Genomic DNA, 26564 nt, shown 5'->3' with positions numbered 1-26564 from the left:
GGGGAGTGAATAATCCTGTCGGCGGGGAACGAACGGCTTTTTACTTGGGGGCGCGGATATGTGCATATGGCGACGGAAACGGGCGAGACAGCCGAGTCTGAGACCGAGACAGCAGGCGAGGGTGTCAGTCCGTACATGCGGAGCGTCATCGTGACCACTGGTTCGACACTGGCAGGTATCGCCGCTGGTGTGCTGGCACAGATGCAGGCTGCGGGCCCAAACGACACGATTGGAGCGTTCTTTCTGTTCGGCGCAGTCCTGATTCAGTTCCCCATCTATCAGGCAATCGGAATCGACACCAGCGATTTTGGTGGCAAAGACTACGCGTACGTGTTTTTCATGACCTTCGTCCTCTGGTTCATCTCGTGGGGTATTCTGCTGACCGCCGGGACGGAGCTCCCCTCACTACTGTAACCCATGGCCGAAGATAGTATCGCAGTCGTCGACCTCGAGAAGTGTCAACCGGATAGATGCAACTACGAGTGTGCGAACTTCTGCCCGCCCAACCGAACGGGCGAGGAGTGTATCATCACCCGTGGCGAGCGCTACGAAGAAGACGAGTTGTACCAGGGCACCGACGACCAGATCTGGATCTCCGAGGAACTCTGTCTCGGCGAGAGCTGTGGCATCTGTGTCGAGAAATGTCCGTTCGACGCGATTCAGATTCTGAACCTGCCACAGGAACTCGAAGACGAACCGATCCACCGCTTCGGCGATAATGCCTTCGCGCTGTATGGCTTGCCCGCACCCGAAGAAGGTCGCGTGACCGGGATTCTCGGCCCGAACGGAATCGGGAAGACAACGGCAGTGCGAATCCTCGCCGACGAACTCGCGCCGAATCTCGGCGAGGTTGGCGACGAACCCGACTGGGAACGGGTGCTGGAGGAGTACCGCGGCACCGCTTTGCAGGAGTATCTCGAAGCGATGCGCCAGGGCGACGTGACTGTGGCCCGAAAGCCGCAGTACGTCGACCAGATTCCCGACCAGTTCGACGGACCGACGAGTGCGTTGCTCGAACAGACCAACGAGCGCGGTGCGCTGGACGACCTGGTCGAACGACTCGGCATCGGGCCGGTCATCGACCAGCATATCGACACGCTGTCGGGCGGTGAACTCCAGCGAGTCGCGCTGGCGGCCACGCTCGCCCGCGACGCTGATTTCTACTTCCTCGACGAGATTACGCCGTATCTGGACATCAGCCAGCGGATGACCGCTGCGCGACTCGTCAGAGAACTCGCCGAGGAGGAAGACCGGTCGATGCTCGTGGTCGAACACGACCTCGCAATTCTCGACCTCATCGCGGACGCGATTCACGTCGCGTACGGGCAGGCCGGCGCGTTCGGGATTATCACGCCGCCAAAGTCGGTCAAAAACGGCATCAACGAGTATCTCTCGGGCTATCTCGAAAACGAGAACATGCGGATTCGAGAAACCGAAATCGAATTCGAGGAACACGCCCCGCGCTCGAACACGACGGGTCGGTCGCTTGTGGAGTATCCCGCCCTGGAGAAGAGTTACGGCGAGGGTGAGTTCTCGCTGTCGGTCGAGGGCGGCACGATTCACGAGGGCGAGGTGCTGGGCGTCGTCGGTCCGAACGGAATCGGGAAGTCGACGTTCGCACAGATGCTCGCGGGTCGACTCGAACCAGACGAAGGCGAGGTCGATTCAAGACTCGATATCGCCTACAAGCCACAGTACATCGAAATCGACCAGCCGATGCGGGTCGACGCGTTCCTGTCGACGATTACCGACGACTTCGGGAGTTCGTTCTGGAAGACCGAGATTGCCCAGCCCCTGCAACTGGAGGCGATTATGGAGCAGAACCTCACCGACCTCTCCGGCGGCGAGCGCCAGCGCGTTGCGATTGCAGCCTGTCTCTCCGAGGACGCCGACCTCTACTTGCTCGACGAGCCGTCGGCCCATCTGGACGTCGAACAGCGCGTGCTCGCTACCTCGGCCATCCGTCGATACGCCGAGAACAACGACGCGACGGCGATGGTCATCGACCACGACATCTACATGATTGACTTGCTCTCGGACCGCCTGCTGGTCTTCGAGGGCGAACCGGCAGAGCACGGGCTGGCCGCCAAGCCAGAGGGAATGCGCGAGGGGATGAACAGTTTCCTCTCGAATCTGGATATTACGTTCCGCCGCGACGAGCGAACCTCCCGGCCGCGGATTAACAAGCCCGGCAGTCAGTTGGACCGCGAGCAGAAGAACGCTGGGGAGTATTACTACTCGCCGTAAGCGAGGCCGACCGCAGGGAGGCCTCGACAATGCGAACGGCGACGGTAGGAGCCGTGAGCAGCGAGATTCGAGCCACGCGAGAATCTCGGTATTGCGAGCGGCAAAGCCGCGAGCAGCGAGGACGACCGAAGGGAGTCCTCCGAAACTCGAACGGGGAGCGTAGCGACCCGTGAGCAGCGGAGGGGCGAGCACCGCGAGAATCTCGGTATTGCGAGCGGGGAGGCGTAAATCGGAAAGACAACTGAAGTTGGACCTCGGGAACGCGAGTATGTAATGGACATCCGCCACCGCCGGACCGTATCGGCCCGCAACGACCTCGGTGGTACATCACCAGAATGCACTTGAGAGACACAGACGAATAGGACGGTAATGCGACTCGTTGCCCATCGCGGCTTCGACGAACAATACTCTGCAAACTCTGTCGCAGCAATCAGGGGAGCGATTCCACACTCCGATATGGTCGAGGTCGACGTTCGCCGGTGTGCGTCGGGTGAACTCGTCGTGGCACACAACGCGCTCGTGGACATCGGTATCGACGGTGTAGACGAGGTAGACGAGTTGACCGCGTCGGAACTCGCCGCGCTCGACGCCCACGACGGCGAGGGTATCCAGACCCTCGAAACTGTGCTGGACTCGATTCCCGCCGATGTCGGCGTCAATCTCGAACTGAAAGACCCCGAAATCACCGAGCAGGCCCTCGACGTGGCCAGTTCGATACCGCACGATGTCGTGGTTTCGTCGTTCGACCCCGAGGCACTCCGTGGTGTCAGTCCCGAAGCGGACGCGAACGTCGAACTGGCCTACGTGCTCGGAGCGACACCAACCGACAGTCTCGCGGTGGCGAAGAATCTCGACTGTGCGTTCGTGCATCCGAATGCGTGGCTCTGTCTGCTTACCGGCATCGTCGGGGACGCTCACGACGCTGGTCTGGAGGTCAACGCCTGGACCGTCGACTCGAGACCCGGCGCCTGGGCACTCACGCGGCGTGGCGTCGACGGACTCATCGCAAGTTCACCACACGTGACCGCCTGGGTCGACTAACAGCGGGAGCGACGGCAAACAGACCCACTCAGTCAGCGGTCAGCCGTTCGGGCTGTGCTTCGGTCTCGCGGTAGATTGCTTCGAGTTCGCTCTCGTAGGCCTCGTAGATGTTGCGTCGTTTCTTCTTCATCGAAGGCGTGAGCAGGTCGTTGTCGGGCGTCCACTCCTCGGCAACAAGCCGGAACTCCTTGATCTGTTCGTGGCCACCGAGGCGGTCGTTAATCCGGCCAACCTCTTCGGCAATCCACTCCCGGGCGCGGTCATCGTCGACGATGGCAGCGTGGCCCTCCGGCAGGTCAATCTCCTCCTCCAGTGCCCACGAGCGAATTTCCTCGAAGTTCGGGACGATCAGCGCGCCGACGAACTTCTCGTTGTCTCCAACCACGACAATCTGGTCGACGCGGGCAGAGGTGGCAAATTCGTCTTCGATGGGTTCGGGCGCGACGTTTTTGCCCGTGTCGAGCACGAGCAGATTCTTGAGTCGGTCGACAAAGCGGAGGTAGTTCTCGTCTTCGCGGGCAACGATGTCGCCGGTGCGGAACCAGCCGTCATCGAACGCTTCCGCCGTCTTGTCGGGTTTCTCCCAGTAGCCGTCGAAGACATTCGGTCCGCTGACCAGCAGTTCGCCGACTTCGCCGGGGTTGTCCTCACGAGTGCGTTCGTCGACAGCCGCCGAGTCAATCTTGATGTCGACCTCACAGAGCGGCGTGCCCATCGTGCCGACACGGATGTCTTCCGGTGGGTTGAACGAGACGCCCGGCGCAGTCTCGGTCAGCCCGTAGCCCTCGATAATCGTGATTCCCATGGCGCGGTAGAGGCGAGCGAGGTCCTCTGAAAGCGAGCCACCGCCGGAGATGAACATCTCGATGTTACCGCCGAGCGCGTCTCGGACGGACGAGAAGACCAGTCGGTCGGCGACAGCGAGTTTCCCCTTCTGGACGAGCGTGGGGCTGTCAGCGCGGTCGTACTCCTGTGCCGCCGACACCCCCCACTCGAAGATGCGCTTTTTGACGGTCGATTCGCTTGCCTGCTCGCGGATGCCGTTGTAGATGCGTTCGTAAACACGAGGGACCGCAGCGGCAAACTCCGGCTCGAGAAGCTCGATATCGTCGCCGATGGTGTCCGTGCTCTCGGCGTAGCCCAGAGTTACTCCCGACGCGAAGTTCTGGAAGTGATTCGAGCGCTCGAAGGCGTGTGCCAGCGGGAGGAAGGCGATCGAGCGCTTGCCGGGTTCGAGTTGTGGCATATCGGCGGGTTTGTCGGGCCGGGGGCCGATCCGGCGGTGGACCTGATTCAGACAACTCCGCCAGTTTTTGTGCGTGAGTTTGACACCTTTGGGGTCGCCGGTCGTTCCGGAGGTGTAGACCAGACTGGCGAGGTCGGTCCAGTCCTGGTCGTCGATCCAGCCGTCGACAGTGTCGTCGTCGTCGTACTCTGTGCCGGCGTCGTAGACATCTGCCAGTGTGTACAGGTCAGCGTCGAGGTCCCAGTCCTGAGTTGGCTCGTCGATCAACACGACAAACTCCACGTCAGTCTCGCCTTCGACCTCAGCCAGCGTCGAGAGCAGGGCTTCGTTCTCGACGACGACTCCGGTCGCTCCGGGGTCAGTCAGCAGATACTTGGCCTGCTTGGGCGAGGATTCAGTATAGACAGTTGTGACGACTGCACCGGTGGTGAGCAGGCCAAGGTCGGCCTGAGCCCATTCCATGCGGGTGTCGGCGTAGATACCGACTCGGTCCCCCGGGTCGACACCGAGAGACCGAAACCCACCAGCGAGGTGGCGGACAATCTCGGCAACGTCTGGATACGGCAGCGCCGCGTACTCGCCCGGCGGAGCAGCCCCCACGATATCCCCGGCGACGAGCGAGCGGTCGTAGACCCCACCCTTGTACAGTTGGCAGTCGATGTCGGCGTAGCGCTCGGCGGCGTCGAAGAACATCCGGGGGATGGTTGTCTCGCCAAGCACATCGTTGTCGTACTCTCGTTCTGCCTGAAGCCAATCCATGCTTATTTGTGACACACACCCAATACTTGAATCTAGCTGACCGTTGATTTACAAGACAGCGCCGCTCGGGGCAGATAGCGGCCGCTACGGAGCGAAGCGCGTGGCCGCCGAAAAACCGGCGGCGCAAATGTCCCGGACGCCGTCAGAGAGGGCGGCGAATCAGTCTGACGGGCGATGTCGTGGAGGGCGGTCAGTGACCCGTCATGCGTTAACCAGAGGTATCGCCGGGGTCGCCTGCGTCGGCTTCGGCACCCTCGATGGCGTCAGTGAGACCGTCACGGACGGCTTCGTCGATCCGACTCTCGCCGGGCAGTTCGCGGTCCATCGTGTCGTCTTCCTGCTCTTCGGTCACTTCCTCGTCACCGGTGACGGAGACGAAAATGTCGCTCAGTTCTTCGGTGCGTTCGGCGTTGGATTGTGATTTGCTCATGAGCGTCTATATCTATAACACGAACTACTAAAGAGATTATACCAAACTGGTATGGTGTATCTGTCTCGTATGTATACCTACCAGATTAGGTTTGTATGGTAATAACACACAAGAAGTGCGATATCGTCAGTATTGTCAGAACGAGGAAGTCCACGGACTGATTCGGTTGGTGAGAGAGAGGCTGCGTTCAGAGTGTGCTTCGCTGGCAGGACCCACAGAGCGTCTCTTCTTTGACGTCGACTTCACGGACCGTCGGCGAGAAGTTCATCACACAGCGCTTGTTGTCACAGTGCTCCAGTCCGAGTGTGTGACCAATTTCGTGGACGACCTCTTTGCGGACGCGGTCTGCGAAGATATCGTTGGCTGACCGGTTCGAGAACCCCCCATCGGACGATGTTCGGAGTCTGTACGTCGAGATGACGCTGCCGCTGCCCCCCAGATAGGCAAGTCCGAAGACGTAGTTGCGGCGGTGATAGAAGAGGTCTTTCGGCGTGATGGCGATGTTTTTCTCGCCGCTGCCGGTCCGTTTTGCCAGATCGATGAACTCCTCGGCGCGATACTGTTCTCGGGAGGAGTCGTATGCTCCCGCTGGTACCGGTTCGGCGTCGTGAACGGTAACATCACAGTCGTAGACAGACCGCAATCCCGTTGAGGCCTGACGTTTGACGACTGCATCGACGTCGCCGACCGGCACGATGTCGACGTGCATGTACCTATATATTGGCCACCCCCCAATAAAAATCCAGTGCGACCAGCAACGGTCGAAGCGCTCGCAGACCGGCTCGACCAGTACGACCGTATTGTCGAGATTGGGATTGGCCGTCGCCCGGCAGTCGCTGGCGAACTCGCGGCTCGCGGCGTGACTGTCACCGCGACCGATATTGTCGACCGCGACACACCCCCTGGCGTCGATTTTTACCGCGACGACGTGACGGACCCCGAACGCTCACTCTACAACGGAGCCGAGGCGGTATTTGCCCAGAATCTCCCGCCAGAACTGCACAGGCCGATGGCACAGCTGGCCCACGCCGTCGGAGCCGAGTGTCTGTTCACCACGCTCGGCGGGGACCCGCCGCTTGTCGAAGTCCGACGAGAGACGGTGTCCGGGGAGACGCTGTTCGTCGTCCAGTCGATACAGGGGGCCGGCCGCGAGTGACTATCCCGTCCCGCAATCCCCTTCAACCAGGAACTCATCAGGATTGGTAATGAACGTCGGGGCAGTCGTTCTGGATATCGACGGTGTGCTCGTCGATGTCGAGAACTCCTATCGGCGCGCGATCATCGAGACAATTGACACACTGTACGACGCGGATATCGACCGTGAGACCATCCAGCGATTCAAAGACGCTGGTGGCTTCAACAACGACTGGGAACTGACCGACGCAATTGCGTTGTTCGTGCTTGCAGACCGAGAGGGTGCAGACCTGACGATGGACGAGTATATCGACACCATCGCGGGCACTGGCGGCGGCATCCCGGCGGCAACGGCGGCCGTCGGAGAGTCGCTCACCCCCGCTGCTCGGGAACTCGTGCTCGCGAACTGGGACACCGACCGCCACCGCGAGGTGTTCCAACAGCTGTATCTCGGGGCGGAACTCTACCGCGACATCGAGGGCAAAGAACCGACCGACGAGACAGAGGACTACATTCACGACGAGCCACTGCTTGTCGACCCGGCCACGATCTCGGCGCTAACCGACCGTTTCGAGGTCGGTGTGCTAACTGGGAGACCAGCCCCAGAGGCCAAGATTGCGCTGGAGCGAGTCGGACTGGACTTGCCCGAGGAACGAATTATCACGATGGACGACTGGGACGAAGGCAAACCAGACCCGACAGCGCTGATTGGCCTCGCCGAAGAGTTCGGCGTGGAGTCGACTGTCTTCGTCGGCGACACGCTAGACGATGTGCGAACTGCGGTCAACGCCGAAGCGGCCGACGACCGAACGTATCACGGGATTGGTGTCCTGACCGGCGGGTTGAGCGGCGAAACGGGGCGCACAAAATTCGAGCGTGCGGGAGCGGCGGCGGTACTTGATTCGGTGACGGAACTGCCCGCGTTTCTGGAGTAACCGTCACACCTAACGGTTACCAACCCCTCTATTTGGTATGGATTGGCGCGCGCTCGCCGCTGTTGCTGCAGTTGTCGTCGTTGCCGGGCTCGCCGCACCCGGCGGGGCGGTTCCCAACGCCCAGTTGACCGTCTCCGGCGTGACCACCGCACCCGCGCAACCGGCGGTCGGGGAACCGGTAACCATTACGCCCACAGTCGCAAGTTCTGTCGGCAGTGACGAACCCGTCGAAATAACGACGGTCACCGCAACGGTCGACGGCGAGGAAATCGACACGAAGCGTAATCTCGGGACCCTTTCGCCCGGCGATTCGTTGGGTGTTCCCTTCACCACGACATTCGACGAACCCGGGACATACACGGTGACGTTCAGGTTCACCGGGACCGACGACGCTGGCGAAGAAGTCAGCGTCACCCGCGAGGAGACCATCGTCGTCTCGGCAGTTCCAGCAGTTCGGTTGACTGTCGATGACGTGAACGTCCAGCCCGCAACTCCGACCGCCGGAGCGCCGGTGACCGTCCCAATTACTGTTGGGAACTCTGCGGGGAGCACGCAGCCGCTTGCAGTGGATACGGTCGAACTGCTCGACGGCAACCAGACGCTCATGAGCACGGGCGGCGTCGGGTCGGTATCGGCCGGTGAGTCGATTACCGTCCCGCTGACGACGACGTTCGCGCGCCCGGGAGAGAAACAACTCACGGCCAGACTGACTGGCACGAACGCCAACGACGAACCCGTCACCGTGACGCGACCGGTACAGATTGTCGTCGAGGCCGGTGCGCCAGCGCTCGAAATCAACAACCGGTCTGCCATTCAGGAGACGGCTTCGACCATCTCGATGACCGTCTCGAACCCGACACAGAGCACACTCAGGAATATCGTCACGACAGTCAGTGTCGACGGTGCTGAGACCGTTATCAACCGCCGGGTGGTGCCGACGCTGGCCGCAGGCGCACAGTCCGACATTACGTTCACGATTCGCCCAGATGTCGCTGGCGAGGCGTTGCTCCGGACGAACGTCTCGTATACAACAGCAGCGGGCACGGCGGCAACTACACAGCGCTCGACGGTGCTCTCAGTCTCACCACTTGAGACGGATGTCTCTGTGCGCGTCGAGACACAGCGCGCCGACCAGAATCAGCAAACCCAGAACCTCGGTGTCGGCGTCGATGGCATCCTCAACGCCAACAGCGGCCAACAAGAGGAGAGTGACCAGCGAGGAGCGGTCAGCGTCGTCGTCAGCAACCTCGGCAACGCACCGGTCAGCAACGTCGTGCTCGACCCGCGGGCCGGTAACCGCTCGCTGGGACCACGCCCAGTGACCGACGTACTCGCGCCCGGAGAGGAGGAATCCGTAACCGTCTCACTCGCCCGGACGCCGCCCAGTGAGGTCGTCTTCGAGACGTTCTACAACGCAGGAGCGAACCGGTCATCTGCGACAGCTACCTTCGACCCAGCCGGGAGTCGTGGCGCGGTCAGCGTCACCGGCGTCGACCTCGAAACCAGCGGCCAGGAGGTCGAAATTACCGGCGACATCGGCAACCCCGGCGCCAGCCCAGTCTCGGGCGTCGTCGTCGCGGTGGCCGGAAGTGAGGAGGTCAGCCCAGTGTATCCGAACCGGGATTTCTTCGTCGGCGAGGTTGACGAAAACGCCTTCGCTCCTTTCGAGTTGACCGCCGAAGTAACCGAAAACGCGACGGAGATTCCACTGCAGGTGACCTACTTCGTCGACGGTGACAGGCGAACCGAACAGCTCACCCTTCCGCTGGAGGACCCGGTTAAACCGGAGGTAGACAACACCCCCTCGCCGGTACTCGTCGCCGGAGTCGTCGGGATGTTGCTGCTCCTGTTGAGTGTGATTGTCCTCTTTGTCCGGAGACCATGAGCGAGACGCAGCGAGCCGCCGACCCGGCGCTGACGCTGGAATCAGTCACCAAGCGCTACGTCGGCGCAGAGACAGTAACGGCGCTGGCTGACGTCGACCTGCCCATCTACGGCGGAGAGTTCCTCGCTATCGTCGGCCCGAGTGGCAGCGGCAAGTCCACGATGTTGAATCTGCTCGGGTTACTCGACGCGCCGACAGAGGGCGTCGTCCGGCTGGGTGACCGCGACGTAACCGACCTCTCAGAGTCGGAGTTGACCGACGCTCGCCGGGAATCCATCGGCTTCGTTTTCCAGGACTTTCATCTCCTGCCGACGTTGACCGCCGTCGAGAACGTGACACTGCCGACAGCGTTCACGAGCGGTCGGTACGCCGACCGCGCGGTCGACCTGCTCGGCCGGGTCGGACTCGGTGACCGACTCGACCACACCCCAGACCAGCTCTCCGGCGGCCAGAAACAACGCGTCGCGATTGCTCGCGCGCTCATCAACCAGCCCGAGGTTCTGCTGGCTGACGAACCGACAGGCAACCTCGACCGTGACACAGGCGTCAAAATTCTGGAGGAGGTCAGGCGCATCTGTGAGCGCGGCGTCGCGGTGGTTGCCGTGACCCACGACGAACTCGTGACCGAGTACGCCGACCGGACGGTCAGGCTGGTCGACGGCCGCCTCGGGGAGGGTGACGATGGCTTCGCCACCTGACCCAGAGCCGGCTGCCACCGAGCAGTCGGCGATGTCCGGCGGGCTCTGGAAGTTTCCCGCGCTGGCGCTGGCCTGGCGCAACCTCCGGCGCAACCGGCTGCGTTCGATTCTCGCTGCGCTGGGCATCGCTATCGGCGTGTTCGTCATCGTCGTGCTGGGCGTGTTCGGGACCGTTCTCCAGCTCTCGGCGAGTCAGGAACTCGGCGGTATCGGGAATCAGGTAATCGTCTCACCCTCCGCCGAGACGGGGACTGACGCGCTGACGCCGCGGCAGATCCAAACTGTCGAACGGGCCGCGGTCGGTCGCGGGACAGCGGTGCCCGTCTACATCGAGAACAGCCTCGTCACTGCCGGCGGGGAGCGCGCTCCTGCACAGATTTATGGAATCGACAATCCGGCGGCGCTGTTCACAGGGGAAGGTGAGTCGCTGCCGGCCCGCCATCGAGGTGGTGCCTACGTAGGAACGAGCGTCGCGAACTCGCTGGACCTGCAGGTCGGTTCCACTGTGGATGTCGAGGGCGAGCAGTACCGAATCGTGGGGTTGCTCGCTTCGAGCGAGGACATCACGCCGATTCAGGCAAACAACGCTATTGTCCTCGCAGAGCGAGAGTTTACCGGCGGCTACGACCAAGCGGTCGTCGTTGCCGACTCGCCAGACGACGCCAGAACCGTCGCCGCAGAAATCGACTCCCAGATCAACGTTCGGACCGAGCGAGTCGACATCTTCGAGCTCTCAGAGTTACTGGCGACGATTTCTGAGTTCTTCACACTGCTGAACCGGTTTCTCATCGCACTCGGGAGCGTGTCGCTGATTGTCGCCGGCGTGAGTATCTTCAACCTGATGCTCATGTCTACCGCCGAGCGACGTGGTGAGATCGGACTGATGCGAGCGGTCGGCATCCACCGTGAGAGCGTGCTCAGACTGCTACTTGCGGAGGCAATGCTGCTCGGCGCGATCGGTGGCTTCCTTGGGGCAGTGCTGTCGGGACTCGCGGCGCTGCTGTTGTGGGCAGTCACGCCAGTTGGACTCGACGTGGTGCTCGTCTCACGCAACGGCGGGTTCCTCGTCGGCGGATTCGTCTTCGGAATCGTCGTTGCGCTCATCAGCGGTGCCTATCCAGCGTGGAAAGCAGCAGGCGAACGCCCGGTCGAAGCGCTCCGTGGTTAGGTCCACTCGGTGTAGCCGCACTTACCCCTCAGGTCCATTCCGTGTAGCCGCACTTGCCACAGTGCAGGCGGTCACCATGGTCTGCAAGGAAGGAGTCGCCGCAGCGAGTACACTGTTCGCGGTCGGTCGAGCCGTCGTCCTCGTAGAGTTCGTGTCGGGCCATCTTATGCCTCCTCGGCCTCAGTCTCTTCCTCAGCGCCGATCTTGTTGCGGTCGAGCATGTGGTCCTGCTCGACATCCTGTGCGTGTTCCGGCGAGTCGTAGACCTTCGCAGCGCCGATGGTCGTTCGCATGCCGTACTTGGTGTCGAGTTTCCGGATTACGACTTCGTTGGCGTCCTTGTTGAGCGTGGCCGCAAGCGAGTCACGCACGGAGAGTCGCGACGGCGTTGCTTCCTCGTGGGTGAGTTCGAAGGTCACGTCTGTCCTGTGCAACATCGGATTCTCGGTTTCCTCGATGATGTCGATATCCATAGTCTTGTCATATACTCCCGGCGAACCGGCTAAAAGGATTTCGAAGGCGAGAGTAATCAATCAAATACCCCGGACAGTTTCGATAACGCCGGTGGATTCGAGCGTCATCCAGAGGAGAAATAGTCCGTAGAGGGCGAGAAAGCCGTAGGACTCCAAGTTTGTCAGTTCGAGGTCAGTTCGGGTGAAGACGATGAAGACGAGCGTCGCAACGCCCAGAAACCCCATCGTCGGGACCGCAACGAGGAAGTTTATTGTTGCCGAGCCAGCCAGCAAGACGCCGAGCGGGATGGCGACGAGGAGATTGAACGTGTTGCTCCCGAGGACGTTTGTGAGACTGGTGACACTGTCGTCGTTCCGGGCGGCGCGAACGCTGACGAAGGTATCCGGGAGGCTCGTTCCGGCCGCGATGACGGTCAACCCCCACAAGAAGGATGGCGTGTCGAAGATGTCGCCAAACGAGAGCGCCGCACGAACCAGCCCCTCGACACCGACAGCGATGACCACCAGCGCAACCGCGAGTGTTCCCCACTGCTTGAGCGGGCTAATCTCGGGCCGCGTGTCGGCGACGTAGTCGGCAGCGTCCTGCTGGTGGAGGAAGATGTAGACAGCGTACGTGGCAAGCGGCAGGATGGTCAACTGCGGGGTGAGAATCGCCGCGCTGTTCGTCCCGCCGGGGACGTAGGTCGCACCGAGTGCAAACGTGAGAAACAGGATGAGAATGCTAATCGCGTAGAACTGGGCGTCCTTGTGAACGAGGGTGCGGGTCGCGCTCAGGTCTTCGCTGGTGAGTGCAGAGACCGCAGGAATCACGAGAATATTGAAAATCGCACTCCCGACAATAGCCCCGACGCCAAGGGCAAACTCGCCGTGAACAACGGTGCTGATAACGATAGAGCTAATCTCGGGAAAGCTAGAGCCGACAGCAACGACGATGGCCCCGTGGACTGCGACCGGCAGCCCGTAGTACTTGCTGAGCTGTTGAGCCGCGCCCTCGAAGTACTCGCTGCCCTTCCAGATGACGAGCACTGCAACGCCAGCAAGCGCGAGCGAGCCGAGCAGTCCAACCATCAGAACCTCCGTCTCGCGGCCTCGCAGGTCGAGCGTTCGAGAGTCACTCTTTGATGCGGATGGCTGGCCGGCCGGGTTCGGCCTTGCCGGTGAGGTCGCTGCTGGCTTCCTCGCCGCTCAGGACTGTCACCTCGGCGTCGAACTCCTCGGCGACGAGCCACGTCGCTCGGGCGAGGACGTCCTGCTCGCTCTCAGGGGTGAGCTGGCGCGTCAGCGACTGGCGCTCGGCCTGAAGATCCTTGGCGTACTCCGGTGCACCGTTGTACTCGCGGAACTCCTCGCGACCCATAATCTCGCCGACGAGGTTGTCGCCGTCGAACTCACGGGCGAGTTCGTGGGCTTCGTGTTTCCACTCGGGAGCCACCGCGATGACAACTTCCGATGGGTCTGCGATGTCGGCGACATCGACAATCTGGCGAACGTCCTCGCGCGTCTCCTCGATGAGCGCGCGTTCGAGTTCGAGGTCGGTCAGGTCGCCGTCGAAGGCTGGCCACGAGGCATTGACAACGAAGTCGTCGTAACCGAGCGTCCGCCACAGTTCCTCGGTGATGTGGGGCGCAACTGGTGCGAGAACGCGAACAATCGTCTCCAGCGCTCGCCGCACAGTGTCGGGCTCTGGTTCGGTGTAGCGACCGTATCGGTCGAGCAGCGAGAGGAGGTCCTGGGCCTCCCGCAGCGCCGCCGTGAAGGTCATTTCTTCGTAGCTCTGGCTGGCAACGGCGGCGACGTAATCAGATTCGCGCTCGACGTAGTCGGTGACAGCACCGCCGTCGCCTGCCGGCGGGTCGGCGGCGAACTCCTCGACAGCGTTGTACAGTTGCGTGAGGAAGCGATGGCTGGACTCGACACCTTCGTCGGTCCAGTTGAACTCTCGCTCCGGGCGAGCAGCCTGCATCGTGAACAAGCGGGCGGTGTCAGCGCCGTACTCCTCGACGATATTCTGCGGGGAGACGACATTGCCCTTCGATTTGGACATCTTCTCGCCTTCGAGCAGGACCATCCCCTGCGTGACGAGTCGCTCGAAGGGTTCGCGGTGGTCGAGCATCTCCATGTCCGCGACGGCTTTCGTCACGAACCGGGAGTACAGCAGGTGCATCACGGCGTGTTCGATGCCGCCGACGTACTGGTCGACGGGCATCCAGTCGTTGGCACGCTCGGTGTCAAAGGGCGCGTCCTCGAGGTCCGGCGAGACGTACCGCAGGAAGTACCACGAGGAGTCGACGAAGGTGTCCATCGTATCCGTCTCTCGGCGGGCAGGACTGCCACACTCTGGACATTCTGTCTCGACAAACTCGTCGACTTCTTCGAGTGGGTTGCCCGTCGTCTGGACGAACTCCGGCAGTTCGACCGGCAACTGGTCGTCGGGAACCATCACCGGCCCACAGTCGTCGCAGTGGATGACGGGAATCGGCGTCCCCCAGTAGCGCTGTCGGGAGACACCCCAGTCTCGCAGTTGGTACTGGGTGTCGTGGCTCGCGCCGGGCAGGTCGTCTTCGAGTTTGGAGCGAGCGTCTTCGCTCGTCAGCCCGTCGTACTCGCCGGAGTTGACGAGGACGCCGTCCTCGGTGTAGGCTTCTTCCTGCACTTCGGGAACGTCGCCGTCTTCGGGTTTGACCACTGGCTCGATGGGGACGCCTTTTTTCGTGGCGAAGATGTGGTCGCGTTCGTCGTGGGCGGGCACGGCCATCAGCGCGCCAGTGCCGACGTCTGAGAGCACGAAGTCCGCGACAAAGACGGGAATCTCCTCGCCCGTCGCGGGATTAGTGGCGGTGAGGTCTGTGGCGACGCCGTTTGGTTCGTCGCCGTCAGGGTCGGCCTCGTGGTCGATGAACTGTGCCACGTCGTCGTCTTCGGCGGCGATATCCTGTGCAATCTCGCTGTCGGGCGCGAGCGCGAAGAAGGTCGCACCGTGAATCGTGTCGAGTCGGGTGGTGAAGATGTCGACGTCGCCGTAGCCCTCCACCTCGAAGGGAACGACAGCGCCGTGCTGGCGGCCAATCCAGTCACGCTGCATCGCGCGGACGCTGTCCGGCCAGCCCTCCAGTTCGTCGATAGCGTCGACCAGTTCGTCGGCGTAGTCGGTAATTGTGAAAAACCACTGGTCGAGGTTGCGCTGCGTAACCGGTGTATCACAGCGCCAGCAGAGTTCTGCGTCGCCTTCGACCTGTTCGTCGGCCAGCACCGTCTCACAGGAGGGACACCAGTTGACCTCGGAGGCTTTGCGCTCGACCAGGTCCTCCTCGTGGAAGCGTTTGAACAGCCACTGGTTCCAGCGGTAGTACGCTGGGTCACAGGTCATGACCTCGCGGTCCCAGTCGTAGCCAAAGCCCATCGCGTCCATCTGCTCGCGCATCGTCTCGATACAGGACAGCGTCCACTCCTCGGGGTTCGTGTCGCGCTCCTCGGCAGCGTTTTCAGCTGGCAGTCCGAAGGAGTCCCAGCCCATCGGGTGAAGGACGTCTTCGCCCTGCATTCGCTTGTATCGGGCGAAGGCGTCGGTAATCGTGTAGTTCCGGACGTGGCCCATGTGCAGGCTGCCGGAGGTGTAGGGGAACATTCCCAGCACGTACGCGGGGTCCTCGGCGTCGTCCGACGTCCGGAAGACATCTGCCTCGTCCCACGACTGTTGCCACTGGTCCTCAATCGCACCCGGGTCGTACTCGCGCTCGCTGTCGGCCATATACCGTCTAACAGTACCGCGACTCAAATTAGTATTTATTCACGTGCGGGAACACGGACCACACGTTGCAGCGAGCGGCAATACTTTGCTGATGGAGGGCAACAATCGAGATATGCGATATGGAGACCAAGTGCTGAACCGAATCTATCGGGAGGGGATGCTCGAGGACAAACGACCGGATTTTCCGGTGGGTTACGAGGACCTGCGCGAGCGCGCTCACGAGGAAATGAGCGAGGAGGCGAAAGCCTACATTCACGGTGGAGCGGGGTCGGAGACGACCTTCGAGCGCGAACAGGACTTCTCGGCGTGGCGAATCGTGCCGCGGATGCTGCAGGGTGTCGAAGACCGTGACCTCTCGACGGAGTTCATGGGGCAGGATATCGACTTCCCGCTGGCAATCACACCGCTGGGCATCCAGAACCTCGCACACGAAGAGGGGGAACTGGCGACGGCACGGGCCGCCCGAGAGATGGACGTGCCCTTTATTCTCTCATCGCTGTCCTCGACGCCGATGGAGGATGTCGCGGAAGAACTCGGTGACACGCCGAAATACTTCCAGTTCTACTGGTCCTCGGACGAGGATATCGCCCGCTCGTTCCTGAATCGTGCAGAGGAGTCTGGCTACGACGGTATCGTCGTGACAGTTGACGCACCAATTTTGGGCTGGCGCGAGCGACTCATCGAGCGCGGCTACTACCCGTTCCTCAACGGCGACGGCGTGGCCAACTACTTCAGCGACCCCGAGTTCCGCTCACAGCTCGACAACCCGCCGGAGGAAGATACCGAAGCCGCAGTCCAGCACTTCCTCGACATCTTCGGCGACTCCTCGCTGACGTGGGAGGACCTGTCCTTTGTCTTCGAGAACACCGACCTCCCGGTCCACATCAAGGGCGTCCTGCACCCCGACGACGCCGAGAAGGCTGTCGACGCAGGTGCGGAAGGTATCGGTGTCTCCACCCACGGCGGCCGGCAAGTCGACGGCTCGATTACCGCAATCGAGGCGCTGCCGGCGATTGCTGACCGCGTGGGTGACGAGACGACCATCACCTTCGATTCCGGGCTCCGACGCGGGTCGGACCTGTTCCGTGCGCTTGCGGTCGGCGCGGATGTCGGGCTACTCGGGCGACCGTTCATCTACGGACTGGCTGTCGGCGGACAGGCCGGCGTCGAGCACGTCCTGCAAAATACGCTCGCCGACTTCGACCTGACGATGGGACTTGCGGGCCGAGACGCTGTCTCGAAAATTGACCGGAGCGCGGTTACGCACGAGAGCGAACTGTAAACTGGTGGCCAAACTGTCGGACAACGATCCAGCCGGTTGTTGTTTTCTCGGAGAACTGGCTGAATACGCTGGTACGTAGCGAGGCATATTGAGTGATTTGCGGTGTGTTGAGCATACGCCGAGCGAAGCGAGGCGTTTCACCGACGGCGAGGAATAGCCGAGCCGTCGGCCTTTTTCACCCATGTTTTTCAAGGAGTCTTCCCGCAGCGGCCGAAAGGCCGCGAGGAAAGGCGACGATGAAAAAGATGGCTGTACCAACCAGTTCAACGGGTCAAAAGGTCGGTGTGGGACTTGTTCGATGACAGTCTACTGGGAGCGGTACATTCTGAAAATAGCCGACACACCGGTGTGAGTTTTTGTACAGCCACCAGTATGCGGCCCAACATCTTGGCCCAATTCCTTTTTCAGTTGCCGACGAAGCGCAGTTATGTCACTGGAGACCGGTATAGTACTCGGCGTCCACGTACTGGCTGGCGTCCTCGCGCTGCTGGCGGGCCTGGGCGCAATCGCGACTAAAAAAGGGAGGAATCGACACAACACGGCCGGAAAGGCCTACGTCGCGGCGATGGGCGTCGTCGTCGTGACTGCCGTCCCGCTGGCCGTGTGGATCGAGAGCTGGTTTCTGCTCGCAATCGCAATCTTCAGCGGCTATCTCGTCGTTTCGGGTTATCGGATTATCCGTCGACGACGCCGTCGGGTCGAGCGGCCGACCAAGCGAGATTACCTGTTACAGGGATCGATGCTCTCCGCGGGGGCGGTGATGCTCGCAACGGGCGGTCTTGGGACCGTCGAACTGGGACCGGTACTCGTCGTCTTCGGCGTGATTGGTATCGTGCTCGCGGTCCGGGAGTTGTGGACACTGCGGCGAGCCGGCGGCGCGCCGTGGATCGACCGCCATATCACCTACATGGGCGGGGGCTACATCGCAACCGTCACCGCAACAGTCACTGTCAACCTGACCATGCTGCCACCACTGGCGCGCTGGCTTGGACCGACGGCAGTCGGGACACCGCTGATTGTGTACGCGGTCAACCACTACCGCCCCGTGTTCGCGCCGAACGCAGGGACTTAGAGTAGTCCTTCTTCAGCGAGTGCGAGCGTGACCAGCCGTTTGTACGCGAATTCTTTGGGCGTTGACGGCGACGCCAGCCCCATCCGGTCGAGATACGGGAGCGCTGCACTCGGTGTAAACAACGCTTTCGGGAGATTTCGGGCAGAGATGTCGGGGAGACCGCCGCCACCCACAGCAGACTCTAACCCTTGCAGCGAGCGGGCCAGCGCCTGTTCTTCCTCGGTGAGGTCCGAGCCGTACGGAAACCGGGGGAGCGCCCCGTCGTCGCGGTAGGGCGCCAGCGCCGACTCGATTGTTTCGGGGTAGTTGTTGCGAGCGTCTTCGGGGAGTTCCCACTCCTTCGGGAGTTTGCCGGCGTCTTTGGCCTGTTCGATGAGTTTGTCCTGAAATCGTGAGTCAGCAATCGAAATCATCTCGGCAATCACCTCGGCGTCGGATTTCCCCCGGAGGTCAGCAACGCCGTACTCGGTGACGACGATATCCCGGAGATGGCGTGGGATGGTGATGTGGCCGTAGTTGAAGACGATGTTCGATTCGGGCTCACCGTCGCTCTGTCGGGTCGCGCGAATCATGATAATCGAGCGGCCGTCGTCGAGTTCGTGGGCCTGATTGACGAAGTTGAACTGGCCGCCGACGCCGCTGACGACCCGCCCGTCGCCAGTTCCGTCGGACGCAACACCGCCGGTGACTGTCGCCTTCATGCCCGTATTGACGAAGCGAGCGTGGCGGCGCTGGCGGCGTTTCAGTTCTTGGTTACCGTACAGCGCGTTGGTGAACTGGACGCTGGTCATCGCGAGTTTGCGGCGGCGGTCGGGCGAGAGGTCGCGCAGTCCCTCGTAGAACTGCTGGGCACCCATGAAGAAACCGCCGTGCAGGACACGACCACCAGACAGCGAGTCACCAAGAGCGTGCTCGGCGATGGCACTGCGGGCTTCGCTCCGACCGAGGTTCGCCGGGATCGATTCGCCAGCGACCTGTAGACGGTCGTCGTCGTAGGTGACGTCCTCGGAGAAGATGCCCCACTGCTTGAGGAACGCAACATCGTCGGCGTCGAGGTCCGGTGAGAGTGTCCCCTCGGCGAGCAGTCGGTCCAGCGTTTCGAGGGTGATGCCTTCGGCAAAGACATCTTCCTCGGCGAGACGCTGGATTGTCGGGTCGTCGTAGACTTCTCGGGAGAGAACACCCGCGTTATAGAGTTCGAGAAAGGCCTGTACGAACATCTCCGTTGCGCCGTACAGCCCTTCCTCGAAGGGGTCGAGGCCGCCGAGTTCGTCGACGAGCGAACCGTCCGTGGCGTCGATGTCTGCGATGATGTCGCGGTAGGTGTCGTTGTCGGTGTGTCGGAGTTGGGTTGCCCAGCCGATGGCGTCACCGAGCGAGCCAATTCCAATCTGGAGTGTACCGCCGTCACGCAACAGCGTACTGACTCGCAGGCCGATCGCCTGGTCGGCGTAGCTGACCGCCTCGTTTGGCGGGCCGAACAGCGTGGTTTCGGTGTCGCTGTCGAGGACGGCGTCGAATTTGTCGGTCGGAACCGGCGCGTCACCGTACATGAACGGCATCTCTTCGGAACGTTCGCCGACGACCATCGTTTCGCGCTCGCCACGTTCGCGGGCCTCTCGCATCGACGCGATGAGGTCGTGGGAGATGTCGGTGTTCGAGCCAATGTTGTAGTGCATCTCGCCCTCGTATTCGCCCGCGCCGACGAGCTGGAGCAACAGATTCGGTTCGGCCTCTCGGAACGCCCGCAGTGCGTGGGTGTAGTTGACGCTGTGGTGGGCCTGCTGGGCGTCGGGGTTGTCCATGTGCCGACCCGGCGGGAAGTAGAACTGGTGAACTTCGATATTCTCCGGAAGTTCCTGCTCGTCCAGCAACTCGGCGTAGCGGAGGTTCGGGTACGAGCCGAACAGTCGGTCGAGAATCGGGTCGAGGAGGCGGCGTTCGAGGTCGCTTCCGGGCTCAGGTTTCGAGAGTGTCAGTGCCGTCCAGATAGAGAGTTCGATCTCCGGGTCCGCCAGCGCACGGTCGACGAGTTCGTTGAGGATATGATTCGCCTTCCCGATGCCAAGCGGTGTCCCGACGACGATGTCGGTCCCGAGTTCGTCCAGAATCGCGTCGACAATCGCCTCGGGGTCGTCGTACGTAGTCGCCATGTCGGCCATCTTTAGCACCCGCCTACATCAACGGTTTGGAACCGATGTCACGTCACAACACATTTTCCGCGTCGTCGCGTTCGTTCAAGCATGAGCGACGAATTCGACAAAGAAGCCGAACGTGAGAAGTTAGAAGAAAAATACGAGCGAGACAAGCAGAAACGCCAGGCGACCGAGCAGATGAGCGAACTGCTCCTGCAGGGCGCGACGATGACCAACGCCCACTGCTCGGAGTGTGGCGACCCAATCTTCCGCTACGAAGAACAGGAATTCTGTCCTACGTGTGAAAAACCAGTCGACAGGGAGACCCAGAGCGACGACGAGGAGGACAGTGAGGATGATGACAGCATCCAGGTGACGACACCGAGTAACGACGCGCGCGTCTCCTTCGGGCAGAGCGAAGAGGGCGAGCAGCCAGCCGAAAACGGACAGGCAACGTCCGACCAGCCCGTCAACGAGGAGACTCCACAGCAGCCGCGTCAGCCCGCCAACCGCCAGACTGAGCCGCCACAGCAGACCCAGCAGACTGGAACCCAAAATCAGCCAGCGCAGCCGACCCAGCCACCCGCCAGTCCACAAGCCAGTCAGCAGGCCGGAGCCGAACCAGGCGTCGCCGCGGCACGAGAGTCGCTCGTGCAAACACTCACCCGATTTAGCCAGCAGGCCGCCGCCGCTGACGACCCGGCCAGAGCACAGGAGCATCTTGCCGCCGCGCGCGAAGCGGCCGAGGCACTGGCAGCACTGCGCCAGTAGCGAGTCTTAGTTTCGTGGTGTCGGGTCGAGATACCGCGCCAGTTCAGTTCCAAACGAGTCTGCGAGTGTTGCAACGTCCTCACCGACGAGCAGGTCGTACTCCGATTGGAGTGCAGACTCGACGTGCGCACCGAGTGCGACATCGAACAGCGCGTCGCTATCGAGCAGGTCGACTGCCGAGGTGACCGCGCGCTCGCGCTCGACGACGTAGCGGTCGCCCTCGATGAACGGCCCGTAAACATCATCGTCGGCGTAGGCGTCGTAAAAGCGCTCGGCGTGCTCCCCGACGTGGACCGGCGGTCCCTCGTGGCGCTCGACAGCGGGTCGCTCGGCGACGGCGAGTTCAAGCAGGAGGACGGCGGTGCCGTCGTCGGCGAACGCAGCCGCCCGGAGCACGTCGAAGCCACGTCGGTCGAGTTCCTCACGAATCCCCTGTCTGGAGCGTTCGAGTTGGGGCCAGAGTTGGTCGTCGACGATATCCGGCGCGGCGAAGCGGATCGCCATCGGCGTCGTCCCCCGGCGCTCGAATTCCGCCGCGACAGCGTCCGAAGCGAGTGCGTCAGGCTGTGCCTCGGTGAACAGCGAGTCGCGGGGGGCAGCGAGTAGTTCCCGGGCGAAGTGTTGGACCCGGGCAACGTTGGAAGCCGAGAGGACAGCGGCGACGTTCCGTCCGGGGTCAGTCGGGTCGATCATCACCATCGGGTCATCGAACGTCTCCGTAGCGTGTTCTTCAGGGTCGAATTCGACGGGCGGTTGCCACGCTGTCGCGGCTTCGACGAGCGGCCGGAAGCCGCCATACTCGACGACGAGCAGTTCGGTCAGAAAGCCAGAGAAACCACGCGTTTTCAAATCACTGCCGTAGGCGCCGATTCCGGTGAAAAACTGCTTGCAGACGCGGACATCACTCGCGAGGTCGGGCGTCAGGCGCTCGCTGATGTACTCAGTATGAAACGGCGTTCGGTCGACGGCCGACCGAATGTCAGCAGCGTCCTCGACATCGTAGCAGGGGACGAGGTCGACCGCGAAACCCTCGAACTCGCCGACGACGTAGGGATGTTCGGCGTACTCTTCGCGGCCGTCGGGCAGCACCTCGTGGCCGATGGCGAGACCGTGAGATTCCAGCTCCTCGCGGTCCAGATCCGACGGAAAGCGGACAAACAGGTCGATGTCGCGGTCGCCAGCCAGCCACGTATTCCGGGCTGTCGAGCCGACGCGGACGACATCTGCCTCGACTGCGCGGTCAGTGATGGCCTCGCGTGCGCGGTCGGTTAGCTCCTCGGTCACGGCTGCCAGTCGCTCACGCTCGTCGTCAGCGGGCTCGACGCGCTCGCGGACGCGCTTGACGGTTGCGTCGAACTCGTCGCTCATGTCCATCGCTTGCCGGCAGGTGCGTGAAAGCGTGTCGGTGCAGGACGGAAGCGAAACGCCTATCAAAAAACCCCATCTATCAAAGAATGCGTGCCGCCGTAGCTCAGTTGGTAGAGCACCACGCTGTTACGGTGCGTAGGTTGTCTGCGTGCCGCAGATACGTGGTTGTCCCAGGTTCGAGTCCTGGCGGTGGCGTGTTTCTGTCGTGAACAACACGGTGAGCGGAGCGAACCGTCAGTGAACGACGAAACCGCGACTCGGCAGACTCGAACACGCAAGTCGCAGTCCGCGCAGCCGAAGAACTGAGGCGAGCAGAACCGTCTTACCTCGGTTTGAGTCCTGGCGGCGGTCACAGAGAACGACTTTCTCGCGGACGGACCAGCATAACATTTATATAGAACCGCGAACAATTATCTCATGTAGTGAGGTGATCAGTAATGGCATTGCCACGAACAGCACCAAGCTCCTGGATGCAGAGTCTCGATTTCCCAAGCCAACTGCTCGAAACTGGTAGTAACGACTACGAACTGTACGAGGAGGACAACGAGTTCGTGCTCAGCGTCGAGCTTCCGGGCTTCGACCCCGAGGAGATAACCGCCTCCTGGGACAGCGGCGTACTGAATATCGCGGCGGAACACGACGACGAACAGCGAGGGGAACGGCGCACCTATCACCAGCGGTTCCGCTTCCCGAAATCGGTCGCTGACGAGGAAATTACCGCCGAGTACACGAACGGTATCCTCGAAATGCGGCTTCCAGTCGAGGAGGCTGTCGTCTCCGGCCGTGAAATCGAGATTACGAGCTAACACTCACTCCCGACACCCATTTTTTCCGTCGCGACCCCTCGTGCAGTGATAACTACGGGCTACTATTTTACCGGTCGCGTTCGAGTACCGAGGTATGGTGTATTCAGGGGACCACCGGTGGGAGAAATGAAAATCAATATCGACGCACCACCGGACGAGGAGAGTGCACGCGCAATCGCGAGCGCGCTCGCGAACCATCTCGGGCAGGAGGTTGACCTGGTCGTCAACGACGAGTCCGTCGCCAGCGCCGGCGGCGAGAAGTACGGCGACCCGGTTATTACCGACCGTGAGCAGCAGTTACGGGACGAAATCGAGCAGATTCTCTCCGGGGGGCCAGAGCGCGGTCACGAGAAAATCAACGAACTCGGAAAGCTGTTCGTGCGCGACCGACTGGACCGTATCTTCGACGAGATTAGCTACGAGGACGGCACCTTCGCCAGACACTCCGCCGGCGACGAACTGCCAGCCGACGGGCTCATCACCGGCGTCGGGAAGATTCACGGCCGGCAGGTCTTCTTCGCGGCGCACGACTACACGGTCAAGGCTGGGTCGCTGGGCCAGATGGGCGTCGAGAAGGAGATTCGACTGGCCGAGCGAGCGGTCGAGGCGGGCGCACCAATCCTGCGACTCATCGACTCGACCGGAGCGCGGTTGAACCTCGACGAGCGCGAGGAGGGCGACACTCACATGGACCGCTACCGTGGCGGCAAGATGTTCTACAATCAGTGCATCCACTCCGGCCAGGTGCCACAGATTGGGGTGCTGTACGGCCCGGATATCGCCGGGTCGGCGTACACCCCCGTCTTCTGTGATTACCTGATTATGGTCGAGGAAATCGCCGGAATGGCGATTGCCAGCCCGCGGGTCGTCGAGGCAGTCACCGGCGAGCAGACGACGATGCAAGAACTGGGCGGACCGCGCGTCCACGCTCGGGAGTCCGGCAGCGCCGACCTCGTCGTTTCTGACGAGGCTGCCGCCGCCGAGTCGGTTCGGGACCTGCTTGGCTATCTGCCACAGCGACACAACGCCGAGTTGCCGACCCGTCCACCAGCCAAGCCGGCGGTCAATCCGAAGGGGCTGGACACGGAGATTCCCGACGACCCCGACGAGGCCTACGACGTGAACAACGTCATCGAACGGCTGGTTGACGAGAATTCGTGGTTCGAGTTGAAACCGGAGTTTGCGCCCGAGTTGGTCACCGGACTGGGGCGAATCGACGGGCGACCGGTTGGCTTCGTCGCCAACCAGCCTGCCGCGAAAAGCGGTGCTATCTTTCCGGATTCCGCCGAGAAGGGAGCGGGATTCGTCTGGAGTTGTGACGCCTTCGGTATCCCGCTGGTGTATCTCTGTGACACGCCCGGGTTCATGGTCGGCAGTGCCGTCGAGAAACAGGGCGTCCTCCAGAAGGGCCGGAAGTTCATCTACGCCACCTCGAACGCGCAGGTGCCGCAGCTGTGTGTCATCACCCGCAAAGCCTACGGCGCGGGCATCTACGCGATGGCCGGCCCCTCCTTCGGCCCGGACGCGACGCTCGCACTCCCGAGCGCCGAAGTTGCTGTAATGGGACCAGACGCCGCCGTGAACGCGCTGTTTGCCGAACAGATGGAAGAGATGGACGCCGAGGAGCGTGCGGAGTTCGTCGAAATGATGCGCGCCGAGTACGACAAACAGATCGACATTCGCGCACAGGCCTCGAAGATGCAGGTAGACGAGTTGTTGCCGGCGGGCGACCTGCGCGACCAACTGGGCGCGCGGCTGGAAACGCTGCAGAACAAGCGCCGCACCGACCGCGACCGGTATCACGGGACAGTGCTGTTCTAGTCGTCAGCTTCGAGGCGTTTGTAGGTATGCCGCAGCGTGACGGGCGTGACATCCGCGACGTCGGCCGCTTCTTGCTGAGTGAGGTTGTGGCCCGCCCGCTGTGCCGCGGTGTACAGGCAGGCCGCCGCGACGCCGCCGGGGTTGCGTCCGGTGTCCTCGCCACGTTCGCGCAGGCCCGTCGCGAGTTCGCGGGCGTGTTGTTCGATGTCCGTGGGGATATCGAGTTTGCTCGCAAAGCGAGCGAGATACTCCCGTGGGTCGATTGGGCCGGTCGGCAGTCCCAGTTCGCGGTTCATCGCGTCGTAGGCGGCGTCGAGTTCCGCACGGGTCGACTTGGCCGCGTCGGTGATTTCGCTGGCCGTCCGAGAGACTGAAGCGGTGCGGCAGGTAGCGTAGACGACTGCCGCCGCGAATCCCTCGATGGAGCGGCCCTGCAACAGGTCCGCTGACTGGGCGGACTCGAACAGAGCGCAGGACTGTTCCTGCACGTGTTCGGGCAGGTCGAGACGACTCACCAGCCGGCGGATTTCAGTGAACGCATACACCTGGTTGCGTTCGGCTTTGCTCCGAATCTGGGTCCGTTTGTGCTGGCGGCGCATCCGGGCGACGCGTCGGCGTTTGCGGCCAGTGAGTCGGTTCGAGTGACCAATCTCAGTGGAGAGTCCTTTGTCGTGCCGGGAGCGTGTCAGCGGTGCGCCGGTGCGCTCGGGATTTTCGCTGTCGTCCTCGAACGAGCGCCACTCTGGGCCGGGATCGATTGCGTGCTCGTCGACGACCAGCCCACACTGGGTACAGACCGTCTCGCAGTCGTCTGCTCGCAGGCGACCCTCGCATTCGGGACAACTCTGGGTGACCGTAGCTGTCATCACGAGAGAGTTGGGGCCGAGTGAGCATTTAAACAGAAGGAGGAACCGGAGCTTGTTGCTGGTTGGCCGAAATCGAACCTACCGGTAACCGGTAGGTGATAGCCCGGTGAGTACTCAGCCGGCCCGCAGCGAAAGCTATCATTTAATACGGAAGAACAGCCGACATACACACGATGGGACTGTCGGAAATCGCGGCCGGCATCGAGGTCACGGAGAGCCAAGAGGAACACAGTCCGGCAACGGTGGACACGACCGACGCGAGCCTCGCCGAGCGGTTAGCGCCATTTGCTTCGGAGTTTCCCTGTTCGGCAGAGGCGGCAGCGACTATCCTCGAACGGTACAGCGAAGGGAAGTCAGTCGGCGAAGCGGGACGTGCCGCCGGCGTCGCGCCAGTAACGGCAGCAAAGACACTCCACCTGCTCGGTGAGTCAGTCTCGCCGGTGAGTCCACTCGGGGCAGAGATCATCCAGGACTGGATTGCGGGGCAACTCTCGCGGACGGAGGCCATGGAGTTGAGCCAACTCGGTGAGAACGAGTTCGGACTTGCGGTCTACGTCGAGACACACGACCCACTCGAAGACGCCTGTGCAGCAGTCGAAGGCGTGCTCGCGGCACACCAGACCAACAAGCAGCGTCCGCTGGCGGAGACGATGAGCGAGACGACCGACCTGCTCTGATC

24 protein-coding genes and 1 tRNA gene are annotated in these 26564 nt (G+C 62.0%); 15 read left to right on the top strand and 10 right to left on the bottom strand.

Features of this window, described 5'->3' with window-relative positions:
- The first annotated feature begins 66 nt into the window (after positions 1-66).
- The 3 genes from ACMGFM_RS13770 (at position 67) to ACMGFM_RS13760 (ending at position 3288) form a co-directional block, all read left to right on the top strand.
- Positions 67-414: an EMC6-like membrane protein gene (locus ACMGFM_RS13770; RefSeq protein WP_436903223.1), complete on the top strand. Its 348-nt coding sequence runs from the start codon at positions 67-69 to the stop codon at positions 412-414.
- 3 nt (positions 415-417) lie between these two features.
- Positions 418-2247 (top strand): ribosome biogenesis/translation initiation ATPase RLI, encoded by a 1830-nt coding sequence (locus ACMGFM_RS13765; RefSeq protein ID WP_436903222.1) that lies wholly within the window; start codon positions 418-420, stop codon positions 2245-2247.
- Positions 2248-2616: 369 nt separating this feature from the next.
- Positions 2617-3288 (top strand): glycerophosphodiester phosphodiesterase, encoded by a 672-nt coding sequence (locus ACMGFM_RS13760; protein ID WP_436903221.1) that lies wholly within the window; start codon positions 2617-2619, stop codon positions 3286-3288.
- 28 nt (positions 3289-3316) lie between these two features.
- On the opposite strand, the gene ACMGFM_RS13755 is transcribed toward ACMGFM_RS13760, so the two are convergent.
- The 3 genes from ACMGFM_RS13755 to ACMGFM_RS13745 all read right to left on the bottom strand — a co-directional run bounded on the left by ACMGFM_RS13755 (position 3317) and on the right by ACMGFM_RS13745 (position 6432).
- On the bottom strand, positions 3317-5293 hold the full coding sequence (locus tag ACMGFM_RS13755; protein WP_436903220.1) for an AMP-dependent synthetase/ligase: 1977 nt from the start codon (positions 5291-5293) through the stop codon (positions 3317-3319).
- Between the two features lie 208 nt (positions 5294-5501).
- Positions 5502-5723 carry a hypothetical protein gene (locus tag ACMGFM_RS13750; RefSeq protein ID WP_436903219.1) on the bottom strand — a complete coding sequence of 74 codons (222 nt, stop codon included), beginning with the start codon at positions 5721-5723 and terminating at the stop codon, positions 5502-5504.
- A gap of 187 nt (positions 5724-5910) precedes the next feature.
- Positions 5911-6432: an archaemetzincin family Zn-dependent metalloprotease gene (locus tag ACMGFM_RS13745; protein ID WP_436903218.1), complete on the bottom strand. Its 522-nt coding sequence runs from the start codon at positions 6430-6432 to the stop codon at positions 5911-5913.
- Positions 6433-6468: 36 nt separating this feature from the next.
- On the opposite strand from ACMGFM_RS13745, the gene ACMGFM_RS13740 reads away from it, so the two are divergent.
- Genes ACMGFM_RS13740 through ACMGFM_RS13720 form a run of 5 tightly spaced genes read left to right on the top strand, consistent with a single transcriptional unit; the run spans position 6469 to position 11543 of the window.
- Entirely contained in the window at positions 6469-6879 is a 411-nt protein-coding gene (locus tag ACMGFM_RS13740) for a UPF0146 family protein (RefSeq protein ID WP_436903217.1), read from the top strand.
- Between the two features lie 49 nt (positions 6880-6928).
- Entirely contained in the window at positions 6929-7792 is an 864-nt protein-coding gene (locus tag ACMGFM_RS13735) for a TIGR01548 family HAD-type hydrolase (RefSeq protein ID WP_436903216.1), read from the top strand.
- Positions 7793-7829: 37 nt separating this feature from the next.
- Positions 7830-9677: a CARDB domain-containing protein gene (locus tag ACMGFM_RS13730; protein WP_436903215.1), complete on the top strand. Its 1848-nt coding sequence runs from the start codon at positions 7830-7832 to the stop codon at positions 9675-9677.
- On the top strand, positions 9674-10375 hold the full coding sequence (locus ACMGFM_RS13725; protein ID WP_436903214.1) for an ABC transporter ATP-binding protein: 702 nt from the start codon (positions 9674-9676) through the stop codon (positions 10373-10375). The genes ACMGFM_RS13730 and ACMGFM_RS13725 overlap by 4 nt, the downstream gene beginning before the upstream one ends.
- Positions 10359-11543 (top strand): ABC transporter permease, encoded by a 1185-nt coding sequence (locus ACMGFM_RS13720; protein ID WP_436903213.1) that lies wholly within the window; start codon positions 10359-10361, stop codon positions 11541-11543. Before ACMGFM_RS13725 ends, ACMGFM_RS13720 begins: the two co-directional genes overlap by 17 nt.
- A 28-nt stretch (positions 11544-11571) precedes the next feature.
- Here ACMGFM_RS13720 and ACMGFM_RS13715 read toward each other — a convergent pair whose 3' ends face one another.
- The 4 genes from ACMGFM_RS13715 to leuS are packed head-to-tail and all read right to left on the bottom strand — an operon-like array spanning position 11572 to position 15764.
- Positions 11572-11706, bottom strand: a complete 135-nt coding sequence (locus ACMGFM_RS13715) for a 30S ribosomal protein S27ae (protein ID WP_436903212.1) — start codon at positions 11704-11706, stop codon at positions 11572-11574.
- A 1-nt stretch (position 11707) separates the two neighbouring features.
- Complete coding sequence (locus ACMGFM_RS13710) at positions 11708-12016, bottom strand: 30S ribosomal protein S24e (protein ID WP_436903211.1); 309 nt, start codon at positions 12014-12016, stop codon at positions 11708-11710.
- Between the two features lie 60 nt (positions 12017-12076).
- Positions 12077-13084 carry a sodium:calcium antiporter gene (locus ACMGFM_RS13705; protein ID WP_436903210.1) on the bottom strand — a complete coding sequence of 336 codons (1008 nt, stop codon included), beginning with the start codon at positions 13082-13084 and terminating at the stop codon, positions 12077-12079.
- Positions 13085-13127: 43 nt separating this feature from the next.
- Positions 13128-15764: a leucine--tRNA ligase gene (gene leuS / locus ACMGFM_RS13700; RefSeq protein WP_436903209.1), complete on the bottom strand. Its 2637-nt coding sequence runs from the start codon at positions 15762-15764 to the stop codon at positions 13128-13130.
- Between the two features lie 112 nt (positions 15765-15876).
- Here leuS and ACMGFM_RS13695 point away from each other — a divergent pair, with 112 nt between their 5' ends.
- Together ACMGFM_RS13695 and ACMGFM_RS13690 are read left to right on the top strand one after the other, a co-directional pair.
- Positions 15877-17046, top strand: coding sequence for an alpha-hydroxy-acid oxidizing protein (locus ACMGFM_RS13695; RefSeq protein WP_436903208.1), 1170 nt, complete (start codon positions 15877-15879; stop codon positions 17044-17046).
- A 427-nt stretch (positions 17047-17473) separates the two neighbouring features.
- Entirely contained in the window at positions 17474-18118 is a 645-nt protein-coding gene (locus tag ACMGFM_RS13690; RefSeq protein WP_436903207.1) for a DUF2306 domain-containing protein, read from the top strand.
- Here the strand turns inward: ACMGFM_RS13690 and ACMGFM_RS13685 are convergent.
- Positions 18115-20271 (bottom strand): acetyl-CoA hydrolase/transferase C-terminal domain-containing protein, encoded by a 2157-nt coding sequence (locus ACMGFM_RS13685; protein ID WP_436903206.1) that lies wholly within the window; start codon positions 20269-20271, stop codon positions 18115-18117. The genes ACMGFM_RS13690 and ACMGFM_RS13685 overlap by 4 nt on opposite strands.
- A 90-nt stretch (positions 20272-20361) precedes the next feature.
- On the opposite strand from ACMGFM_RS13685, the gene ACMGFM_RS13680 reads away from it, so the two are divergent.
- Positions 20362-21024, top strand: a complete 663-nt coding sequence (locus ACMGFM_RS13680; protein WP_436903204.1) for an Sjogren's syndrome/scleroderma autoantigen 1 family protein — start codon at positions 20362-20364, stop codon at positions 21022-21024.
- Positions 21025-21030: 6 nt separating this feature from the next.
- Here the strand turns inward: ACMGFM_RS13680 and cca are convergent, their stop codons facing one another.
- The gene (gene cca / locus ACMGFM_RS13675; protein WP_436903203.1) at positions 21031-22392 is read right to left on the bottom strand and encodes a CCA tRNA nucleotidyltransferase; all 1362 of its coding nucleotides are present in this window, start codon (positions 22390-22392) and stop codon (positions 21031-21033) included.
- A 92-nt stretch (positions 22393-22484) separates the two neighbouring features.
- On the opposite strand from cca, the gene ACMGFM_RS13670 reads away from it, so the two are divergent.
- The 3 genes from ACMGFM_RS13670 to ACMGFM_RS13660 all read left to right on the top strand — a co-directional run bounded on the left by ACMGFM_RS13670 (position 22485) and on the right by ACMGFM_RS13660 (position 25019).
- Positions 22485-22587, top strand: a tRNA-Asn gene (locus ACMGFM_RS13670).
- Positions 22588-22829: 242 nt separating this feature from the next.
- Positions 22830-23198, top strand: coding sequence for an Hsp20/alpha crystallin family protein (locus ACMGFM_RS13665; protein ID WP_436903202.1), 369 nt, complete (start codon positions 22830-22832; stop codon positions 23196-23198).
- Between the two features lie 126 nt (positions 23199-23324).
- Positions 23325-25019, top strand: a complete 1695-nt coding sequence (locus tag ACMGFM_RS13660) for an acyl-CoA carboxylase subunit beta (RefSeq protein WP_436903201.1) — start codon at positions 23325-23327, stop codon at positions 25017-25019.
- On the opposite strand, the gene ACMGFM_RS13655 is transcribed toward ACMGFM_RS13660, so the two are convergent.
- Positions 25016-25885: a transcription initiation factor IIB gene (locus tag ACMGFM_RS13655; RefSeq protein WP_436903200.1), complete on the bottom strand. Its 870-nt coding sequence runs from the start codon at positions 25883-25885 to the stop codon at positions 25016-25018. The two genes, ACMGFM_RS13660 and ACMGFM_RS13655, sit on opposite strands and share 4 nt — an antisense overlap.
- 173 nt (positions 25886-26058) lie before the next feature.
- Here ACMGFM_RS13655 and ACMGFM_RS13650 point away from each other — a divergent pair, with 173 nt between their 5' ends.
- Positions 26059-26562: a DUF7858 family protein gene (locus ACMGFM_RS13650; RefSeq protein WP_436903199.1), complete on the top strand. Its 504-nt coding sequence runs from the start codon at positions 26059-26061 to the stop codon at positions 26560-26562.
- Positions 26563-26564: the final 2 nt, after the last annotated feature.

The organism is Halovenus halobia (assembly GCF_051414135.1).
Classification (GTDB): domain Archaea; phylum Halobacteriota; class Halobacteria; order Halobacteriales; family Haloarculaceae; genus Halovenus; species Halovenus halobia.
This window is presented reverse-complemented; position numbering and strand designations above follow the sequence as displayed.

What these genes read in the sequence shown, in the direction of transcription:
- leuS (WP_436903209.1), bottom strand. Translation starts at nt 15,764, where the DNA reads ATGGCCGACAGCGAGCGCGAGTACGACCCGGGTGCGATTGAGGACCAG.
- ACMGFM_RS13710 (WP_436903211.1), bottom strand. Translation starts at nt 12,016, where the DNA reads ATGGATATCGACATCATCGAGGAAACCGAGAATCCGATGTTGCACAGG.
- ACMGFM_RS13650 (WP_436903199.1), top strand. Translation starts at nt 26,059, where the DNA reads ATGGGACTGTCGGAAATCGCGGCCGGCATCGAGGTCACGGAGAGCCAA.
- ACMGFM_RS13725 (WP_436903214.1), top strand. Translation starts at nt 9,674, where the DNA reads ATGAGCGAGACGCAGCGAGCCGCCGACCCGGCGCTGACGCTGGAATCA.
- ACMGFM_RS13730 (WP_436903215.1), top strand. Translation starts at nt 7,830, where the DNA reads ATGGATTGGCGCGCGCTCGCCGCTGTTGCTGCAGTTGTCGTCGTTGCC.
- ACMGFM_RS13685 (WP_436903206.1), bottom strand. Translation starts at nt 20,271, where the DNA reads ATGGCGACTACGTACGACGACCCCGAGGCGATTGTCGACGCGATTCTG.
- ACMGFM_RS13755 (WP_436903220.1), bottom strand. Translation starts at nt 5,293, where the DNA reads ATGGATTGGCTTCAGGCAGAACGAGAGTACGACAACGATGTGCTTGGC.
- ACMGFM_RS13690 (WP_436903207.1), top strand. Translation starts at nt 17,474, where the DNA reads ATGTCACTGGAGACCGGTATAGTACTCGGCGTCCACGTACTGGCTGGC.
- ACMGFM_RS13735 (WP_436903216.1), top strand. Translation starts at nt 6,929, where the DNA reads ATGAACGTCGGGGCAGTCGTTCTGGATATCGACGGTGTGCTCGTCGAT.
- ACMGFM_RS13720 (WP_436903213.1), top strand. Translation starts at nt 10,359, where the DNA reads ATGGCTTCGCCACCTGACCCAGAGCCGGCTGCCACCGAGCAGTCGGCG.
- ACMGFM_RS13660 (WP_436903201.1), top strand. Translation starts at nt 23,325, where the DNA reads ATGAAAATCAATATCGACGCACCACCGGACGAGGAGAGTGCACGCGCA.
- ACMGFM_RS13770 (WP_436903223.1), top strand. Translation starts at nt 67, where the DNA reads ATGGCGACGGAAACGGGCGAGACAGCCGAGTCTGAGACCGAGACAGCA.
- ACMGFM_RS13750 (WP_436903219.1), bottom strand. Translation starts at nt 5,723, where the DNA reads ATGAGCAAATCACAATCCAACGCCGAACGCACCGAAGAACTGAGCGAC.
- ACMGFM_RS13695 (WP_436903208.1), top strand. Translation starts at nt 15,877, where the DNA reads ATGCGATATGGAGACCAAGTGCTGAACCGAATCTATCGGGAGGGGATG.
- ACMGFM_RS13765 (WP_436903222.1), top strand. Translation starts at nt 418, where the DNA reads ATGGCCGAAGATAGTATCGCAGTCGTCGACCTCGAGAAGTGTCAACCG.
- ACMGFM_RS13680 (WP_436903204.1), top strand. Translation starts at nt 20,362, where the DNA reads ATGAGCGACGAATTCGACAAAGAAGCCGAACGTGAGAAGTTAGAAGAA.
- cca (WP_436903203.1), bottom strand. Translation starts at nt 22,392, where the DNA reads ATGAGCGACGAGTTCGACGCAACCGTCAAGCGCGTCCGCGAGCGCGTC.
- ACMGFM_RS13705 (WP_436903210.1), bottom strand. Translation starts at nt 13,084, where the DNA reads ATGGTTGGACTGCTCGGCTCGCTCGCGCTTGCTGGCGTTGCAGTGCTC.
- ACMGFM_RS13715 (WP_436903212.1), bottom strand. Translation starts at nt 11,706, where the DNA reads ATGGCCCGACACGAACTCTACGAGGACGACGGCTCGACCGACCGCGAA.
- ACMGFM_RS13760 (WP_436903221.1), top strand. Translation starts at nt 2,617, where the DNA reads ATGCGACTCGTTGCCCATCGCGGCTTCGACGAACAATACTCTGCAAAC.
- ACMGFM_RS13655 (WP_436903200.1), bottom strand. Translation starts at nt 25,885, where the DNA reads ATGACAGCTACGGTCACCCAGAGTTGTCCCGAATGCGAGGGTCGCCTG.
- ACMGFM_RS13665 (WP_436903202.1), top strand. Translation starts at nt 22,830, where the DNA reads ATGGCATTGCCACGAACAGCACCAAGCTCCTGGATGCAGAGTCTCGAT.
- ACMGFM_RS13745 (WP_436903218.1), bottom strand. Translation starts at nt 6,432, where the DNA reads ATGCACGTCGACATCGTGCCGGTCGGCGACGTCGATGCAGTCGTCAAA.